This window comes from Streptomyces sp. 7R007 (genome assembly GCF_054850255.1).
The window spans coordinates 1-16,038 of sequence record NZ_JBTWMV010000064.1; the positions used below are offsets into that span (position 1 = coordinate 1).

General features: G+C 70.4%; 17 protein-coding genes. 4 read left to right on the forward strand and 13 right to left on the reverse strand.

Annotated features, from left to right (window positions below; all coding sequences use genetic code 11):
• Positions 1-150 precede the first annotated feature (150 nt).
• Positions 151-1,362, forward strand: a complete 1,212-nt coding sequence (locus ACYF6T_RS40020; protein ID WP_461702884.1) for an IS110 family RNA-guided transposase — start codon at positions 151-153, stop codon at positions 1,360-1,362.
• 358 nt (positions 1,363-1,720) lie between these two features.
• Here ACYF6T_RS40020 and ACYF6T_RS40025 read toward each other — a convergent pair whose 3' ends face one another.
• The 6 genes from ACYF6T_RS40025 to ACYF6T_RS40050 all read right to left on the reverse strand — a co-directional run bounded on the left by ACYF6T_RS40025 (position 1,721) and on the right by ACYF6T_RS40050 (position 6,263).
• Positions 1,721-2,512 carry a transposase gene (locus tag ACYF6T_RS40025; RefSeq protein ID WP_461702885.1) on the reverse strand — a complete coding sequence of 264 codons (792 nt, stop codon included), beginning with the start codon at positions 2,510-2,512 and terminating at the stop codon, positions 1,721-1,723.
• A 17-nt stretch (positions 2,513-2,529) separates the two neighbouring features.
• Entirely contained in the window at positions 2,530-2,886 is a 357-nt protein-coding gene (locus ACYF6T_RS40030; protein ID WP_461702886.1) for a hypothetical protein, read from the reverse strand.
• 27 nt (positions 2,887-2,913) lie between these two features.
• Positions 2,914-3,156, reverse strand: a complete 243-nt coding sequence (locus ACYF6T_RS40035) for a transposase domain-containing protein (protein ID WP_461702887.1) — start codon at positions 3,154-3,156, stop codon at positions 2,914-2,916.
• Positions 3,157-3,700: 544 nt separating this feature from the next.
• Positions 3,701-4,447: a polysaccharide deacetylase family protein gene (locus tag ACYF6T_RS40040; protein ID WP_461702888.1), complete on the reverse strand. Its 747-nt coding sequence runs from the start codon at positions 4,445-4,447 to the stop codon at positions 3,701-3,703.
• A gap of 33 nt (positions 4,448-4,480) precedes the next feature.
• Positions 4,481-5,407, reverse strand: a complete 927-nt coding sequence (locus ACYF6T_RS40045; RefSeq protein ID WP_461702889.1) for a DMT family transporter — start codon at positions 5,405-5,407, stop codon at positions 4,481-4,483.
• A 7-nt stretch (positions 5,408-5,414) separates the two neighbouring features.
• Positions 5,415-6,263 (reverse strand): SDR family NAD(P)-dependent oxidoreductase, encoded by an 849-nt coding sequence (locus tag ACYF6T_RS40050; RefSeq protein WP_461702890.1) that lies wholly within the window; start codon positions 6,261-6,263, stop codon positions 5,415-5,417.
• A gap of 161 nt (positions 6,264-6,424) precedes the next feature.
• Here ACYF6T_RS40050 and ACYF6T_RS40055 point away from each other — a divergent pair, with 161 nt between their 5' ends.
• The 3 genes from ACYF6T_RS40055 (at position 6,425) to ACYF6T_RS40065 (ending at position 9,420) form a co-directional block, all read left to right on the forward strand.
• Positions 6,425-7,573: an MGDG synthase family glycosyltransferase gene (locus ACYF6T_RS40055; protein ID WP_461702891.1), complete on the forward strand. Its 1,149-nt coding sequence runs from the start codon at positions 6,425-6,427 to the stop codon at positions 7,571-7,573.
• An 86-nt stretch (positions 7,574-7,659) separates the two neighbouring features.
• Positions 7,660-8,364, forward strand: a complete 705-nt coding sequence (locus ACYF6T_RS40060; RefSeq protein WP_461702892.1) for a DUF4396 domain-containing protein — start codon at positions 7,660-7,662, stop codon at positions 8,362-8,364.
• 330 nt (positions 8,365-8,694) lie between these two features.
• Positions 8,695-9,420 carry a YhjD/YihY/BrkB family envelope integrity protein gene (locus ACYF6T_RS40065; RefSeq protein WP_461702893.1) on the forward strand — a complete coding sequence of 242 codons (726 nt, stop codon included), beginning with the start codon at positions 8,695-8,697 and terminating at the stop codon, positions 9,418-9,420.
• Positions 9,421-9,543: 123 nt separating this feature from the next.
• On the opposite strand, the gene ACYF6T_RS40070 is transcribed toward ACYF6T_RS40065, so the two are convergent.
• The 7 genes from ACYF6T_RS40070 to ACYF6T_RS40100 form a co-directional block, all read right to left on the reverse strand.
• The gene (locus ACYF6T_RS40070; RefSeq protein WP_461702894.1) at positions 9,544-9,888 is read right to left on the reverse strand and encodes a hypothetical protein; all 345 of its coding nucleotides are present in this window, start codon (positions 9,886-9,888) and stop codon (positions 9,544-9,546) included.
• A gap of 55 nt (positions 9,889-9,943) precedes the next feature.
• Entirely contained in the window at positions 9,944-10,396 is a 453-nt protein-coding gene (locus ACYF6T_RS40075; RefSeq protein ID WP_461702895.1) for a PepSY domain-containing protein, read from the reverse strand.
• A 426-nt stretch (positions 10,397-10,822) separates the two neighbouring features.
• Positions 10,823-11,620, reverse strand: coding sequence for a ribonuclease BN (locus ACYF6T_RS40080; protein WP_461702896.1), 798 nt, complete (start codon positions 11,618-11,620; stop codon positions 10,823-10,825).
• Positions 11,621-11,636: 16 nt separating this feature from the next.
• Positions 11,637-12,095: an SPW repeat domain-containing protein gene (locus ACYF6T_RS40085; RefSeq protein WP_461702897.1), complete on the reverse strand. Its 459-nt coding sequence runs from the start codon at positions 12,093-12,095 to the stop codon at positions 11,637-11,639.
• On the reverse strand, positions 12,088-13,650 hold the full coding sequence (locus ACYF6T_RS40090) for an MFS transporter (RefSeq protein ID WP_461702898.1): 1,563 nt from the start codon (positions 13,648-13,650) through the stop codon (positions 12,088-12,090). Before ACYF6T_RS40090 ends, ACYF6T_RS40085 begins: the two co-directional genes overlap by 8 nt.
• Positions 13,651-13,696: 46 nt before the next feature.
• Positions 13,697-14,257: a DUF4232 domain-containing protein gene (locus ACYF6T_RS40095; RefSeq protein WP_461702899.1), complete on the reverse strand. Its 561-nt coding sequence runs from the start codon at positions 14,255-14,257 to the stop codon at positions 13,697-13,699.
• A 228-nt stretch (positions 14,258-14,485) separates the two neighbouring features.
• A complete protein-coding gene (locus ACYF6T_RS40100) occupies positions 14,486-15,961 on the reverse strand; it encodes a cation:proton antiporter domain-containing protein (protein ID WP_461702900.1) in 1,476 nt (491 codons plus the stop codon).
• Positions 15,962-16,038: the final 77 nt, after the last annotated feature.

Here is a 16,038-nt window from a genome sequence, read left to right on the forward strand (position 1 = left end):
ATGATCCGGGGGGTGCTGTCGCCGGTCCTGGCAGCACCGGATGGTCGCTGATGGAAGCGTGTCCGCCTTCGGGCAGGGCTGCGTAATGTGGCTGCCGATCTCCGGTGCCCTGGCGGGCCACCGGTTGTGACTCCGGGGAGGGAAAGCCCGGTGACCAGCAACAACTTCACCTCGATCGACGTGTTCTGTGCCCTGGACGTGGGAAAGTCCGAGCACCACGGCACGGCCCTGCTGGCCGACGGCCGCATCACTTTCGACAAGCCGCTGCCCAACGGCGAGCCCCAGCTGCGGCAGCTGTTCGCCCGCCTGGGACGCAAGGGGAGGGTCCTGGTCGTAGTGGATCAGCCGGCCTCCATCGGCACCCTGGCGGTGACCGTCGCCCGCGCCTGTGGATGCGAGGTCGCCTATCCGCCGGGCCTGTCGATGCGCCGGCTGGCCGACCTGCACCCGGGCAGCGGCAAGACCGACGCCCGCGACGCCTACGTCATCGCCGATGCCGCCCGCACCATGCCCCACCTGCTGCACTCCATCGACCCGGCCGAGAGCGTGCGGGCCGAACTGACCATGGTCCTGGGATACGACGACGACCTCGCCCAGGACGCCACCCGCACCTCCAACCGGCTGCGCGGACTGCTCACCTCCATCCACCCCGCCCTCGAACGCGTCCTGGGGCCCCGACTGCGGCACCCGGCCGTCCTGGCCCTGCTGCAGACCTTCGGCTCCCCGGACCAGCTGACCCAGGCCGGCACCGAGCAGATCGCGCAGGTCATGCTCCAGGCCGCCCCGCGGATGCGCAGTGCCCACACCCTCGCCGACCAGATCACCGCCGCGCTGGCCGAGCAGACCGTCACGGTTCCCGGAACCGCCTCGGCGGGAGAGATCGTCTCCGGCCTGGCCGAGGCCCTCGCGGTCCTCCTCAAGCGCCGCGAAGTCCTGGAGACCCGCGTCGCAGCCCTGCTGGAGGCGCACCCTCTCGCGAAGGTCCTGACCTCCATGCCCGGGGTCGCGGTCAGGACCGGTGCCCGCATCCTGGCCGAGGTCGGCGACGCCAGCGCATTCCCCACCGCCGCCCACCTGGCCTCCTACGCGGGACTGACCCCCACCACCCGTCGTTCGGGAACCTCCATCCGGGGCGAAGGGCCGCCCCGCGGCGGCAACAAGACACTCAAACGGGCCCTGTTCCTGGCCTCGTTCGCCTCGCTGAGCAGCCCCGAATCGCGGGCCTACTACGACAGGAAGCGCGCCGAGAAGAAGCGCCACAACGCAGCCCTCATCTGCCTCACCCGCCGCCGCGTCGACGTCCTGCACGCCATGCTCAAGCACCGCACCCTCTACCAACCCGGGCACGAACAAACAGCCTGACCAAGCCCACAGACCTTGACCGAACAGATAGAAGCACCCCCCGGTAGGGCGCCGGGTGCCGCCGGCGGCGGTGAAGCACGGATCGCCGTGTCGCCGGGTCGGTAGGCCGGTCGGTCTTCGCAGGCACCTGAACGGTGGTCGTGCTCCTTTCCCGGATCAGGCTCCGCCAAGACGATCCTTCGTCGAAAACACGTTCGGTCGGGGGGTGGGACGAGATGTTGCTCGCGCGTCGTCACAGCGTCGCTTCGGTAAGGCGTACGCCAGTCGGATCTTCACGGAAGTTTGCCTATTTTCAGAGGCGTGCCGTGATTCAGGAATACGTACGTGGTCGTGTCCCTCGTTGTGCAACGTCATTGCTTTAGCCGTGCACTGCCTTGTCAAGGACGCCGTCCGTGATGATCGTGGTGCGGAGGGTGTAGCGCATGCACTTTCGGGGGCGGCGGTCGCGGGTGAAGGGGTACTTGCTGTGCCGTTTACGCATCCGCGCCTTCAGCCGATGACGGGGGCGTGGCGGGTGCAGGCCGGCCAGGGCGGCGCGGCCGATCGCGCCCACCAATGTGGCTGCAGCCACGATCGTCATTCCCTCACCGGCGACGATGGTGTCGGCGGCGGCTCGGAGCAGGACCGTGAAGTTGAGGCGGTGCGAGGGGAGTTCCGCGTAGACGAGAGTGAGATCGTCCGCGGTGCGGACCAGGGCCTGATAGACGGTGAGCAGTGCGTGCAGCTCCTGCTCGATGCCGGGAACGGTGCGTGAGGGCAGGATCCGGCCGCCCAGGATCGTGGACTTCAGCGAGGGGTAGCAGGTCTCGGCCTCCCAGCGGCGGTGATGGATTTCGATCAGCTCGCGGGCGGGATACCGGTCGGCGTCGAGCAGGCTGGTGATCAGGCGCCACAACTCGGTGCGCTGAGTGCCGTCTTCGAGGCTGACGGTGACCCAGGCTTCGACGATCCGGACCTGGAGGCGTCGGCCGTATCCGCGGCCGGCGCGGTAATGCTGGGAGCGGATGAAGGTCAGGTAGGAGCCGTCCGGGAGTGCGTGCCGGGTGGTGGGGCAGCGTTTACGGGTGGAGCGCAGCAGGAACGCCGCGCTGGTTTCCGACACCGCGTTCAGGAAGTCCACCGCGTCGTAGTAGGCGTCGGCCAGCAGCATCGATGCGTTCAGGCTGGTCAGCAGGCGGTGGGCATAGGACAGTTCACCGGTCCGGTCCGGTCCGGGCCGAAAGCAGCGTCTATGAGGGCGCGGGTGCCGCACTCGACCAGGGCCACGAGGCGGACCGTCGGGTAGCCGAACTCCTCTACCTCGCCGATGTGCTTGGGGAAGTACCAGGTCACGGCGGGATCATCGGGCACGCACTGGGTGGTGCCGTCCAGGGCGACCAGGCGCCGCCCGCGGTAGAACGAGTCCCGCCGGGCCGGGGACGCGACCGGGCCCGCCAGGACCTTGAAGAGTCGGCGCAGTGGTGCGGTGCCCAGCCGGCGTCGCGCACGCGACAGTGAGGACGCACACGGGCATGCGGTGATCACCTTGCCGAGGCCGGCGGTGAGTTTCTCCTATACGCCCGCGTAGGAGACGCCTTCGAACACGGCGAGCGCGAGCACGTAGTGCACCACCACCCGCGCGGGCAGCAGCCGTAACCGCTGTTCCTGGGCTGCGGTCTCGGCGACAACGGCGTCGATCAGGCAGGGGTCGATGGTCGGGGTCAACTCGCCCAGATGACCCGGGGCATACAGATCGAGGGGTGCCGGGCTTCGCACGGCACTGGCAGACGGCTGCAACACGGGACCTCCGGGCACTCGTTCCTGAACTCGACGCCACAGGAACTACTCGGGGTCCCGCCCCATGACCAGGTACTTGACGCCCCGCCCGAACCGTTAACGCAACGGCGTTGCCCTTTATGGTGTAGCCGATCATGGCCGGCCGCCTCCGTTTTAAAGGCGTCCCGCCCGCGCCCACCGCGCGCCTCCTCACGATCACCGCTGCTTCTGGCCCGGCGAGCCCCAACGTGGTCTTCGGCGATGGCGATTTGGGCCGCGACCTGGGCGTGCCGCTGGCTTTTTCGGCTACACCACCGGGCGGGGCACCACCGATATGGCTTCTGCGGGGGCGGGTCGGTGGACAGGACGGAGGGATTCTCCCTGGTCACGGAGCATGCCTTCGGGGTCGTACGCTGCCGGGGACGGAAGTGGTAGCCCGGCCGGACGACGGTATGCCGTTGCGGGAGAGGGGACGTGCGTTCGACCACCCTCGGTGCCCGCAGCATGCTCTTCGACGCGCGGCACGTACTTCTTTCGGTGTCACGCCCGGTCGCCGCGAGGGTGAGATCACGCTCGGAGCCTGTCAAGACCGCAACCCGTGCTCCGCAAGAGGTCCGACCGACAACCCGGCCTCGCGGCAGCCGTTCACGATTTCCGGCAGTGCGCCGAGCGCCGCGCGCCAGCACTTGGGCGCCGCTGTTCGATCGGAGTCGTGCAGCAGCACGGTGCCCCCATCGCGCAGATCGGCCGCGACGAGGGACCGGACGGAGGCGGGTGTGGCCCGATGGGTCCAGTCGCGGCCCCACGCGGTCCACAGCACCGGGCGCAGCCCCGCTCGTCGGGCGGCCGTCCAGCGGCCGGCGGTGAGGATTCCGTAGGGCGGGCGATACCACTCCGGGCGCCTGCCGGTGAGGTCGTGCAGGGCGCCCGCCGCACGGGACAGGTGGCGCGCGTCGCGGGTCGGCGCCGGCAGCCAGGGCCGGTCGTGGACCCAGCCGTGGACGGCGATCTCGTGTCCGCGCCGGACGGTCTCACGAATGAGCCCCGGATACCGCACGGCGCTCTCGCCGAGCACGAAGAAGGTTGCCCGCACTCCCAGGTCGTCCAAGGCGTCGAGGAACCGCGGAGTGGATTCCGGGTCGGGACCGTCGTCGAACGTGAGAGCGACATGACCGCGTCGGCCCGTGCCCGCGAGACGGGGACAGAAGGACCTGCGCACACCTGGCAGCCAGGTGGCGGCGGGGAGGATGTGCGCGGCGGCGACTGCGGCCAGTGGTGCCGTGAACGCTGCCGCGCGCCGGCTGCGACTGTGCTGCAAAGGGTGGATCATGGGCGCCCTTTCCTGCTGTGCCAGAGTGCTGGTTCACGACCCCTGAGGCGTCGGCCGCTGAGCGTTGCGCTGAGGGTCGTCCCGGGTTTCGGGAGCCTCGTCCCAGGCGCCGCTGATCGACGGCGCGCCGGCCAGTCCGACCGTGCCGGCCCCGATGAGTAGAACACCGATCACTTCGGGCACCACCCGCACTCCGAGGCCGATGTGCTCGTGGAACAGAACCCAGCCCAGTGCCACGCTGGTCATGGCGTCGCCCAAGGTGAGGGCGGGCTGGGAAGCGGTGAGCGTGCCGGCCCGGAAGGCACTCTGCAGCAGCAGGAAAGCGACGACTCCGACGACGACGGTGGCGTACGGCGGCCACTCGGTGAGCACGGTGGACCGTTCGTGCGAGAGCCGCCCCATGGTCTCCTTCATGAGCGCCGCCGTCGCGGCGAACGACACGGCGGACGACAGCCCGAGCAGGGCGGCCCGCGCGGCTCCCTCGACCAGCCGGGCGACCAGCAGGAGCACGATCAGGGCTGCCGCCACCGCCGCAGCGGCCGGGAGCCAGCTTCCCGGCTGCGCCGTCGACTGTCCGGTGGAGGGCGAAGCCGAACTCAGGAAAAGTGCCAGGCCGAAGGCGAGTGCCGCGAAGGCCAGCCAGGTGCGGCGATCCGGACGACGGTGGAAGACCGCACTGCCCACCAATAGCGTGAAGAGCAGTTCTGCGGCCAGCAGGGGCTGGACGACCGACAGGCTGCCCACGTCCAGAGCGACCGCTTGCAGCCCCGTGGACAGAGCGAGCAGCCCGATACCGACGAGCCAGTAGGGACGGTGCAGCACATGTCCGAGCCAGCGGACGGCATGCCGCAGTCCGGGTCCGCTCTCGGTCTCCTCCGTCGCGGCCCGCCGCTGCAGAACCGAGGCCGAAGCGTTGGACAGCGCGGCGAGCAGGGCCAGGACGACGGTGAGCGCGTGCACCCGCCACTCATCCGAACACGGTGGCCAGGCGCCGGTAGAGCGCGGGGCTCGCCCCGCGGACCTTGGCGGGCAGGTGCAGCCAGCCCGGGACGTAGATCTCGTCCTTGCCGCGGGAAACCGCACGCCAGACGGCGTCCGCCACTCTCTCGGCAGGGATCGGCTTTGGCCGCGACCGCTGGTAGGGCGCGCCTCGCCGTTCGAAGAACGGTGTGTCCACGACGCCGGGCACCACGTGGCTGACGCCTACACCGGTACCACGCAACTCATAGCGCAGGGCGTCGGCGAAGGCGGCCAGGGCCGCTTTCGCGGCCGAGTACACGGCCTCACCCCGCACGCCGACCGATCCAGCGAGCGAGCCGATGATCACGATCCGGCCGGATCCCGACGCGACCATGTGCGGCAGCAACTGCCGCACCAGGTGCATGGTGGCCAGCAGGTCGACGTCGACCACCTCGTCGATGGCCGGCGAGGGCATGGCGGTGAATTCACCGGCCCAGCCGATGCCCGCCCCGGCCACCAGCAGTTCGACCCGATCCGCCTGCTCAAGGGCGAACCGGGCCAGGTGCCGGTCGGCGCCGGGCAGGGTGAGGTCGGCGGCGCACACCGTGGCCGGTACCTGTGCGGCAACACTCTTCAAACGGTCCGCGTCACGCCCGCTGAGCACCAGGCGCCATCGGTCCGCCGCAGCCAGTCGGCGAGCGACTGCGGCGCCGATGCCGGAAGAGGCGCCGGTCACGAGCGCCGCACCACGGGCGTCGGCCTGGGTGCCGGCGCGCCGACAGGCGGGCCCGGTCGCCAGGACCGGCGTATCGGGGAACGAAGGAGCGGAGCGGGCACCAGAGGGCGCATTGGACATGGCGGACAACCTCGGCTGCGACGGTGAGCGCGGGGAAGGCGGCCGCCAGTCGGCCGCTCCCGGGTTCGGCTCGGGAAGGGTGTGCTCGGAGTAACCCGGTCACCTCGCCATGAAACGCCCAGGTCGTGTTTGGGAAGTGGAGGCCAGGACAATCGGTTGCGGTGACCGCGATCTCGCCCGCCCCGCGTCGACGACCGCAATCCACCGACGGCGCTTGCCGCATCCTCCTCGTCAGCGCCGGCATGGGTGCCGGACACGACACGGTGGCCGCCGAACTCGCCCGCCGTGCGTGTGAGCACGGCCATGCCCCGTATGTCGTCGACATCCTCCGTCTGCTGCCCCACGGTCTGGGGACCGGCCTGCGCCGCTTCTACCAGGCGTCGGTACGACATTTTCCCTGGGTGTACGGCGGTCTGTACCGTGCCTTTCTGCGACCGGGCACCGAGGGTCGGCCCAGCGGTGTGCCGCTGGCCCGGCTGGCGGCCGAGTCCCTGACGGAGCTGGTCGACCGTACGTCCGCGGACGTCGTGGTCCCGGTCTTCCACCTTGCGGCGCAGCTGACCGGACACCTCAGGGAGCAGCACCGGCTACAGGTGCCCAGTGTCGTGTTCGTGACCGACTTCGCCGTCCACCGGCAGTGGCTGCATCCCGGCAACGACCGCTACCTCTGTGTCACCGACGACGCGTCACGCCAGGTGCGCGCTTCCGTGCCCGCGATCGCCGAGACCACGGGCCCGGTCGTCGCCCCCGACTTCTTTGCTCCGGCTCCAGGCGCGCGGCGATGGCTGCGTGCATGGCAGGGCATGGCCCCCGGACGAACGCCCGTCCTGCTGTCTGCTGGCGCCTGGGGGGCTGCCACGCGCCTCGACGACACCGCCCGGCTGTTGGCCGGCGCCGGCTTCCTTCCGGTCGTCCTGTGCGGGCGCAACGAGCGCCTTCGCCGCCGGCTGGCGGATCTGCCCGGCACCCTGGCTCTGGGGTGGACCGCTGACATGCCCGGCCTGCTGAACGCTGCACGCGCCCTGGTGGACAACGCCGCCGGGCAGACGGCCGTCCAGGCACTCGCCGCTGGTCTGCCGGTGGTCGGCTACCGTCCCCTGCCCGGCCACGGCGCGGACGGGGTCCGGCGGATGGCGGCACTGGGCGTGTCCGAGATCGCGGTGGACGCGGGCGCGCTGCTGGCAGCGCTGAACCGGGTCGCGGCGGCCGGACCGGGCCGCGACGAGCGCGTGGCCCGGGGGCGTGCGCTGTTCCGGGACGACGCTCTGGCACGGGTGACCGAGCTCGCCGCCTTTGCTCAGGACAGGTGAACACCCCTCGGCTGTCGGCCGCTTAACCGGTGTGCGGGCGGGTACTTCAAGGCGCCTCCCGTATCCGCGACCTTGAAGGGGAGGACATGGAACCCCGCACGCAGCCCGCCGGCTGGCTTGAGGCGCTTGGCTGGTTCAGTCTCGGCATCGCGTTCCTCAGCGCTCTGGTCATCCTGGTCGACGTCTTCGCCAGGGGATACCGCCAGAAGATGTGGATCATGAACTTGGTGTATCCGATCACCGCGCTGTACTGGGGACCCGTGGCCTTGTGGTTCTACTTCGCGCGCGGTCGGCGCGACTCGATGCCGGTGATCGAGGAGGCGGGGGAGCCCGATCCGGAGAAGATGCCCCGCTGGAACGTCATGGCCAAGGCGATCAGCCACTGCGGAGCGGGCTGCACGCTCGGCGACATCGGCGCCGAATGGCTGGTGTACGGGGCCGGTCTGATGATCGCGGGCAAGTCGCTGTACGCCGACTTCCCCCTGGACTTCGCCTTTGCCTGGTTGCTCGGCATCGTCTTCCAGTACTTCACCATCGTCCCGATGCGCGACATCGGAAAGCTCAAGGGCGTGTGGGCCGCCGTGAAGGCCGACACCCTGTCCATCCTCGCCTTCCAGGTGGGTCTCTTCCTCGGCATGTGGATCTACCAGGAGGTCATCTTCTCCCCGGGGCTGCCCAAGACCACGGCCGCCTACTGGATGCTGATGCAGGTGTCGATGGTGCTCGGCTTCTTCACGGCCTGGCCTGTGAACACCTGGCTGGTGCGCGTGGGCCTGAAGGAAAAGATGTGACCTGACACGGGGTGCTTCCATGGGAGTCCTCGCCCGAGTGGACACGTACCAACGACACCACCGCTGGGTGGGACTGCCGCTCGCCGCGCTGTACAAGTTCTTCGACGACCAAGCCACCTACCTTGCCGCGCTGCTGGCCTACTACGCGTTCGTGTCCCTCTTTCCGCTGCTGCTGATCCTCGCCGCCGCCCTCGGATCACTGCTCAGCAGCGACTCGGCGATCCGGCAACGCGTCCTCGACTCCGCGCTCAGCGAGTTTCCCGTCGTCGGCGACCAGATCGGGAGAACGTCCACTCCTTCCACGCCAGCGGTGCCGCCCTGGTGGCGGGGGTGGCGGGCACCCTCTACGGGGCGCTGGGCGTCACGCAGGCCGCCCAGTACGCGCTCAACAAGATCTGGGCGGTCCCCAGGCATGCGCGGCCCGATCCGCTGCGATCACGGCTGAAGGGTCTGCTGTTCCTGCCGATCCTCGCGCTGGGTCTGTTCGTGACCACCGGCCTGTCCGCTGCCGAGTCCGCGGCGAGCGTTTTCGGCACGCGTCTGGCGACCGACGTACGCGTGTGTGCCGCGGCCTTGGCCGTGGTGCTGCACGCCGGCCTGCTGCTGTTGTGTTACCGGTTGCTGGCCCAGCGGGGGCTGCCGCTGCGCCGCCTCTTCGGTGCCACGCTCGGTGGCGCGGTCGTCTGGCAGCTGCTGCAGTCCGGCGGCTCGTGCTACGTCAATCACGTCCTGCGGGGGGCCACGGCCACCTACGGCATGTTCGGGATCGTATTGGGGCTGCTCACCTGGCTGTATCTCGGCGCTCTGGTCTTCCTGACGACCGCCGAGGTGAGCGCGGTCCGCGTCATGCGGCTGTGGCCGCGCAGCCTGCTGACGCCGTTCACCGACCAGGTCCGGCTGAGTCCGGGAGACCGCCGCGCCTACCGGTCGTATGCCGAGACGGAGTCTTCAAGGGCTTCCAGAAGATCCGCGTACGCTTCGACCGGCCTGCGCGGACGCGGGACGACGACTGCGACGGCGGCGGACAGTAACGCCATGGCTTCCGGGTCGCCGTGATCTCTGAGGTACCTCGTGCCCCGGAAGGCGCGCCGACAGGGTCGTGAAGGCGGGAGGGCCGCTCCGGCGGCGCCCCTGGAGGAACCGGAAAACGGGGGCCGAGGCGGAACGGGGACCGGCCTGCTATTCGTGCGTGGACGCTGGCAAGCGCTCGGCGCGGGCGGTGTCCACGGCGAAAGTGCCGGCGACGGCGGCGTCGGCGAGCGCGGCCGTGCGCCAGCGGCGGCTGCACAGCGCCAGAGCGACCATGCTCGCGGCGTGCAGCGTGTCGGGCACCGCGGCCCAGGCGGATGGCACAACCCCTCGCGCGGTGGCGATCCCCTGCGCGATGTGCCGGACGCCGAGGACTTGTACGACCGTACGGCCGGATCGGGTGGGCGGAGTCCGTGAACAGCGCTGCAGAACGGCGCTCGGGAACAGCACGAGCACGCTGCCCCAGGCGACGCGTACGGTGGGAGTGGAGAGCATGGTCGAACTCCTCCAAGGGAAGGCGCCGGAAAGACTGAGCAGCCAGGGGCCGCCCTCAGGTCGCAGGTCTCGACGTGTTCGAGCGGCTGGCGACCACCTCCTTCGTCAGGGCGTCCACCTGGTAGGTGTGCGTCGGTTGGGACTGGACGGTGGCGACGGTCACCGACCACACCGTCCTGTCCGCACGCCCCTTCTCCAGTCGCACAGCGGTCACCTTGCCGAAGTGCGGGTCCTGCGCCGCCTCGGGCGCGACCTTGTCGACCGCCTCCTCCGGCAGCACCTTCGCTGAGGCGACCAGCGCGGCGGTGCGCGCCTTGCCCGCTGCGGCCTGACCGGGCGGTACTGCGGTCCCCACCACCCCTCCGAGGCTGGCGTCGACGCGCACGATGTACACGGTTCCGTCTTTGGCGGCGACGCGGGTGAACCAGACGGGCCGGGGACCGGACAGCTGACGCAGGCCGACCGAGAGCAGCTTGCTGCCCGGGACCTCGTCGAGGGCTTTGCGCACGGCACGCTCATAACGCACCTCGACCTGGTGCAGCACTTCCGGCCGGCTGCCGGGCGGCGGGCCGCTGCACGCAGTCAGCACTGCCCCGGCCACGGCGAGTGCCGCTGGAACGCTTGCGTATCTGCGCCCAAAGGGGTGCCTTGCTACCGAGCGGGCCATGCGCACCGCCTGCCTTCCTCAAGAATTCGCTGTTCGCGCGGAGGACAGGGAGGAAAATCCGCGCTCCGGAAGGGGTACGCCGAGGGCCGTCCCCGAAACCCTGTGGCAACGGCCTCATGCGGCGCTCTGCTTCGGGGGGCGGCCGTGGCGGCGAGCATCGCGGCGATTGCGATGACCAGAGCGGGGCCGACCAGGATGCCGCGGAGGCGCCGTATCGTGGCGCTCATGGGGGCTGGACGCTGGCAGCGGGGCCATCAAAGCTCGTTTTCATCGAATCCTTCCTTCCAGCCGTTGGCGGCCGGCACGGTGCTCCAGAAGCCAGCGGCCGAACAGCGGGCCGCCGTGGAAGACGAACCCCACCCCGGTGAGCCACGACTCGACGACGAGGACGATGCCGACGGTGCCGTAGCTGACCGCGTTGGAGACGATGAGCGGTGTGAAAACGAGATAGGAGAAGCCGCGCAGGCCCACCAGGCCCGCCATCGTGGCGACCGCACCCGGCAGAAGGTCGCGCCAGGGGACCTGGCCGCCGAGGAGGAAGTGCTGGCCCCACCAGAAGAACAGCACACCGGTTACCGAGGTCAGGACGATACGTTCGGGGCCACTGAGCACGGTCTGGGTCTGTACTTCCTGGTACAGGTACGTGGTCAGTACGAACAGCCACGTCACCTGCCGCCCCACGCGGTGCCATGGACCGGGTGGCAGTTTCCAGATCCGCTCGTAACCGTTCTGCACACTCGCGGCGAAGGACACGCCGAACACGCCGAGAGCGACACCCCCCCAGACACTGGTGGTGCCGACGACCTCCCGCGGCGGGCTGAAGATGTCGGTGAGAACGCGCTGGGACCTGGCGGACAGGCCCATGCCGTCGGCGAGCCACGACGCGAAGCCTCCGTGGACCAGGGGATCGGCGGCGGCCACCACGATCAGCAGCGGAGCCAGCGTGACCAGGGCGCGGTTGGCGAACCCCATGGCCCGGTGCATCAGCTCCAGGTCGCGGCCACGCCGGACGAGGGAGCCGGCGCCCAGCCGGTCCCACAGTTTGCGGAGGGCGCGCGGGAACACCGGAAGTTCCTCGCCGTCAGTGCGGCCGACCGTCTTCGTGTGCCCGGTCGGCGGCCTGTGCGCTGGTCAGCAGAATGCTGCTGACCAGCCCGAGAACGACCAGCACCGAACCGGAGACGACGTCGTTGACGCGCATGACGCGGGTCGCGGCGGTGTCGCCGTAGCCGTCGAGAAAAGCGGCGAGAATCAGTCCCGCCCCGGTCGCGGTGACCAGCAGGTCTGACAATCGGCCACGGGGGTGGGACAGGCGGCTGAGGGCCGTGATGATGAGGATGACGCTGGCCCCCGTCTCCACGAGATGGGGCCTGGTGTTGTACTCCTCCGGATATTCCAGCGGCCACATACAGACGAACAGCCATATCCCCGCCAGGAGCATCAGCACCGACAGCGGTTGGTCGCGTACGGATCCGGGGCGCGCGTGACGTACGGTCTGAGCGGGAGTCGTATGACTGCCGGGCAAGGTCTTGTCAGTCATCCCTTGTGGTTAACCGGGAAGTCGGCGTTGATTCGGCCGGATCGCCCCGGCGTGCGGACGCCAGGGCCGTGGCGACGTCCCGTGGGTACGTCCGCAGAGCCGCGAGTGACAGCAGACCGGCTGCCAGCAGCGGCACCAGGCACACCAGGAACGTCGCCTCCAGCCCACCGGTTCCCCCGCCGGAACCGAAGACGTGGGATGACAGGAGACCGAACAGCAGGGGGGCGCTCGATTCCGCGGCGGACCGCACCAGGGTGCGCGCTGCCTCCGACCGACCCCACAGTCCCGGCGGGACGATGTCGAGGCGGGCTGCGTCCAGAGGCGGATTGGCGGCTGCCAGCAGCCCCGCCCCGACCGCCAGTGACGGCAGCGCGGCCAGCGGTGACGCCACCACGATCCCCGGGGCCAGCACGGAGCCGGCGGCCAGCAGTGCCAGTGCGGGCACCATGACGCGGCCGTTCGCGTACCCCCGGCGCAGTGCCACGTCGGGTAGCCGGGCACCTGCCATCAGCCCGGCCAGGATGCCTGCTCCGATCACGATGGCCAGTCCGCTGGCTACCGACTTGTTGACGCCGTAGTGCCTGGTGACGTAGAGCATGCCGAAGGACCGCACGCCGGCGAAGAAGAAATACCCGAGAGCCGAAGCGGTGATCATCAGCAGGACGGTGCGGATGCGCAGCACGTAACGGAACGCCCGCCAGGCCGGCATGCGCGCCGGATCCTCGTGCAGCACCCTGTCCGGGCGTGGTTGGCTCCCGGCGCCCCGCACCACGCCCTGGGCCGAGGGGTTCGCGGTCTTCTCCTGGTCCTCGTCGTCCGTGTCCATCTCAGGGTGTGTGCGGCCCTCGGTGCTGCCGACTTCCCTGCGGCCGCGCTTCAGTTGTCCGCGGCCGCCGCGAGGCGGCTCCGGCAGCCGGACGAGCCGCCAGGCCAGGTATGTCCCGGGCAGAACGAGCCAGGCGAAGGACACCCGCCATGACACCAACTGGGCGAGGTTCGCCGTGACCACGTAGCCGAAACCGGTTCCGACCAACTCGCCGGCGAGGATGTAGCCGTAGAGGCGAGCTCGCTCCCGGGCCGGGAAGAAGTCGCCGACGAGGGACGCCACCGTGGGGCCGGCGGTGGCCGTGACGACGCCCAGGCCCACGCGCGCCGCCAGCAGGGCCGGATAGGAGGGGGCGGCGGCCGCGGCGATCATGGCCGCGCCCCAGAGGACCATGCTGCCGGCCAGCAGGCGAGTGCGGGTGACCCGGTCGGTGAGCACTCCGCACGGGAGAGTGGCCACGGCTCCGGCCAGTGAGGTCGCCGACACGAGCAGGCCGATCCCGGTGTGGCCGACGCCGAACACCTGTTCAAGGGTTCCGGCGTTCACCGAGATCGCCGCCTTGTCCGCACCGTCGAGGGCAACGACCAGGGCGAGCAGGACCACCACGCGCAGCCGGGCGCGGCCGCCGACGGCGCGGTCGGCGCGCCGGACCAGGGCGGCCGTCGGCCTCCGCAGGGCTCGACGGAGGCTCGACCCGGCGCCGCGCTCGTCCCGGTCCAGCGGACTCACCTCCCGGGGGTGGTGCCGAAGTGTGCCTGCCCCGTCTGCGAGAGGATCAGGGATGGCTGCCCGGGCGGACAGCGGCGACGTCGAACTGGTTGCCGCAGACCTGGAAGGACCGCGCGTCGGTGCGCAGTGCCCAGGTGTACCCGGGCGGGTAGGCCTGCACACGGGACGCCGGCTGCCAGCATGGCTTGTCGCTGAGGCCATTGTTGATGGTGTGCAAAGTGGCATAGGCGCTGTCGCCCGGATCCAGTACGACCGCCGGGCGCATCGGCCCGCGGCGCTTCGCCGGCTCACCGATGCGATGGCCTGAGGAGTCGAGCAAGCTGACGCCGGGGTAGCCGCGGAAGGTGCAGGCCTTGCTGCCGGTGTTGGTGAAGACGAGCGGTGCATACAGGTTGCCCGCCGCGGGGGATATCCGGCCGAGGGAGAGCGTGAGATGGCGGCGTGTGCAACGCGGTGTGTCGGCCGGGGATGAGGCCGGGGTGGACGACGGGGTGGACGACGGCGTCGCCGACGCGCTCACGGTGCCGCCCGAGCGGGAGTCGGCCGATGGAGAGGCGGTCGTGTTCGATGAAGCGGCCGACGAGTCGTTGCCACAGGCCGCGGTCATGGCGAACGCGGTCAGGGCGACAACGCCCAGCGAGCCGGAACGGAATCCGCGGATACGCCGCCGTCGGACGACGACAGGACGTCGCATAGGTCCTCCTCCGCTTCGGCGGCCGACGGATGGACCTGACCGCATCCGGCGACCGGCTGTGGGATGACGCGACGAGGAGTGCCCGCCCGAAGGGGTGCCGCACGCCGGGGCGGGGATTTTCCACGTGTTTCCGGTGCGCGGTCAGTGACCGACGAAAATCTGCTCGAAAGAGGCATCGGAAGGGTCGGGTTCCGGATCCGTGATGAGGACGACCTCGTCCCCCGCCCGCAGGCGGGTGTCCGGGCGCAAGGGAAGCAGTGCGCCGTGCCTGATGACCAGGGCCACCCATACCTCGTCGGGCAGGTCGAGGTCTCCGATCCGCGCGTCGTCGGCCGGGGCCTGCGCGCGGACCTGGTAGCGCCGGACCCCGGTCGGTGGCGAGCGGAAGCGAATGCCCAGCGGCCAGGGACGCAGCGGAGTCGTGCGCAGGGGGATGTGGGAGCGGCGGGCGAGCCACGGGATCAGGGTGCCCTGGATGATGACGGAGGCGGCCACCACGACGAAGACGATCGCGTAGATGGAACGGCCGTGGTCGGCGTGCCCGGTGAGCACGAAGCTGCCCAGCAGGATCGGGACGGCCCCCTTCAGGCCGGCCAGCGACAGGAACCACCGCTCGCCGGCGCGCAAGCGGACCGGCCACAGCATGGGAATCATGACCAGGGGCCGCACGACTATCAGGGTCAGCACCGCCATGACGGTGCCGTCGGCCCAGGCCCCGAGGTTGTCGAAGTCCGCCAGCGTGACCGTCAGGCCCAGCGCGGCGAAGGCGGCGATCTCGCCCAGGCTGGCCAGTGCGTCATGGAAGCGCTCGATCTCCCGCTCGAACGGCACACCCTTGTCGGCCAGGACCACGCTCGTCACGAACACCGCCAGGAACCCGGACCCTTGCGCCACCGTCGCCAGACCGTAGATCACCAGGGCTCCCGCCGACACGGCGAGCGCGTACAGCCCCTGTCCGGGAAGCGGAGCCCGGCGCAGGAACTGCAGGAGCAGCAGACCGCCACCGGCCCCGACGGCCGCGCCGACCGCGATCTGTTCGAGGAAGACCAGGGCGACGTGCCCGAACGCCGCCCCGCCGGTCCTTCCACCCAGCTCCAGGACCCCGGCCAGCAACGCGATGCCTGCCGGGTCGTTCAGCCCCGCCTCGCCGTACAGCAGCGTGCCGCTGCGTCCGCTGATCTCCTTGCGGCCGAGGGCCGAGAACACCGCCGCCGGATCGGTGGGGGCCAGCGCGATGCCGAGGAGCAGCGCGGGGTGCCAGGAGAAGCCCAGCAGCACATGCGCCAGCGCACCCGTGGCGCCGGCGACCACCACGGTCCCGGCCAGCCCCATCCAGGACGCCGCCGCCAGCGAGGGCCGCAGGCGCCGCCAGCCCAGCGACGCGCCCCCGTCGAGCAGGACGAAGATCAGCGCGACCGTCACCAGCCGCTGTACCGCTTCGGTCGGGACCTCCCTCAGACCGGGCACCAGATCCGACGCGAGGGCAGCGGCCAGGAGGAAGAAGGCGGGGGCGGGTATCCGGGTACGCTCGCTGACGGGGTGGAAGACCAGCGCCGCGGCCATGACCGAGCCGATGATCAGCACGGCCCAGCCCAGCGATTCGACTTCCTGTGTCACCACTGCCCCTCACCGACTCGTGCCCGCGTGCCGGCCTGACAGGCCGGGATACCCGCGCCGTCGCACGCGCAACACGC

Bases quoted from the DNA above. Each gene is read 5' to 3' on its own strand.
- ACYF6T_RS40025 (WP_461702885.1), bottom strand. From the start codon at position 2,512: ATGCTGCTGGCCGACGCCTACTACGACGCGGTGGACTTCCTGAACGCG.
- ACYF6T_RS40040 (WP_461702888.1), bottom strand. From the start codon at position 4,447: ATGATCCACCCTTTGCAGCACAGTCGCAGCCGGCGCGCGGCAGCGTTC.
- ACYF6T_RS40050 (WP_461702890.1), bottom strand. From the start codon at position 6,263: ATGTCCAATGCGCCCTCTGGTGCCCGCTCCGCTCCTTCGTTCCCCGAT.
- ACYF6T_RS40060 (WP_461702892.1), top strand. From the start codon at position 7,660: ATGGAACCCCGCACGCAGCCCGCCGGCTGGCTTGAGGCGCTTGGCTGG.
- ACYF6T_RS40070 (WP_461702894.1), bottom strand. From the start codon at position 9,888: ATGCTCTCCACTCCCACCGTACGCGTCGCCTGGGGCAGCGTGCTCGTG.
- ACYF6T_RS40085 (WP_461702897.1), bottom strand. From the start codon at position 12,095: ATGACTGACAAGACCTTGCCCGGCAGTCATACGACTCCCGCTCAGACC.
- ACYF6T_RS40095 (WP_461702899.1), bottom strand. From the start codon at position 14,257: ATGACCGCGGCCTGTGGCAACGACTCGTCGGCCGCTTCATCGAACACG.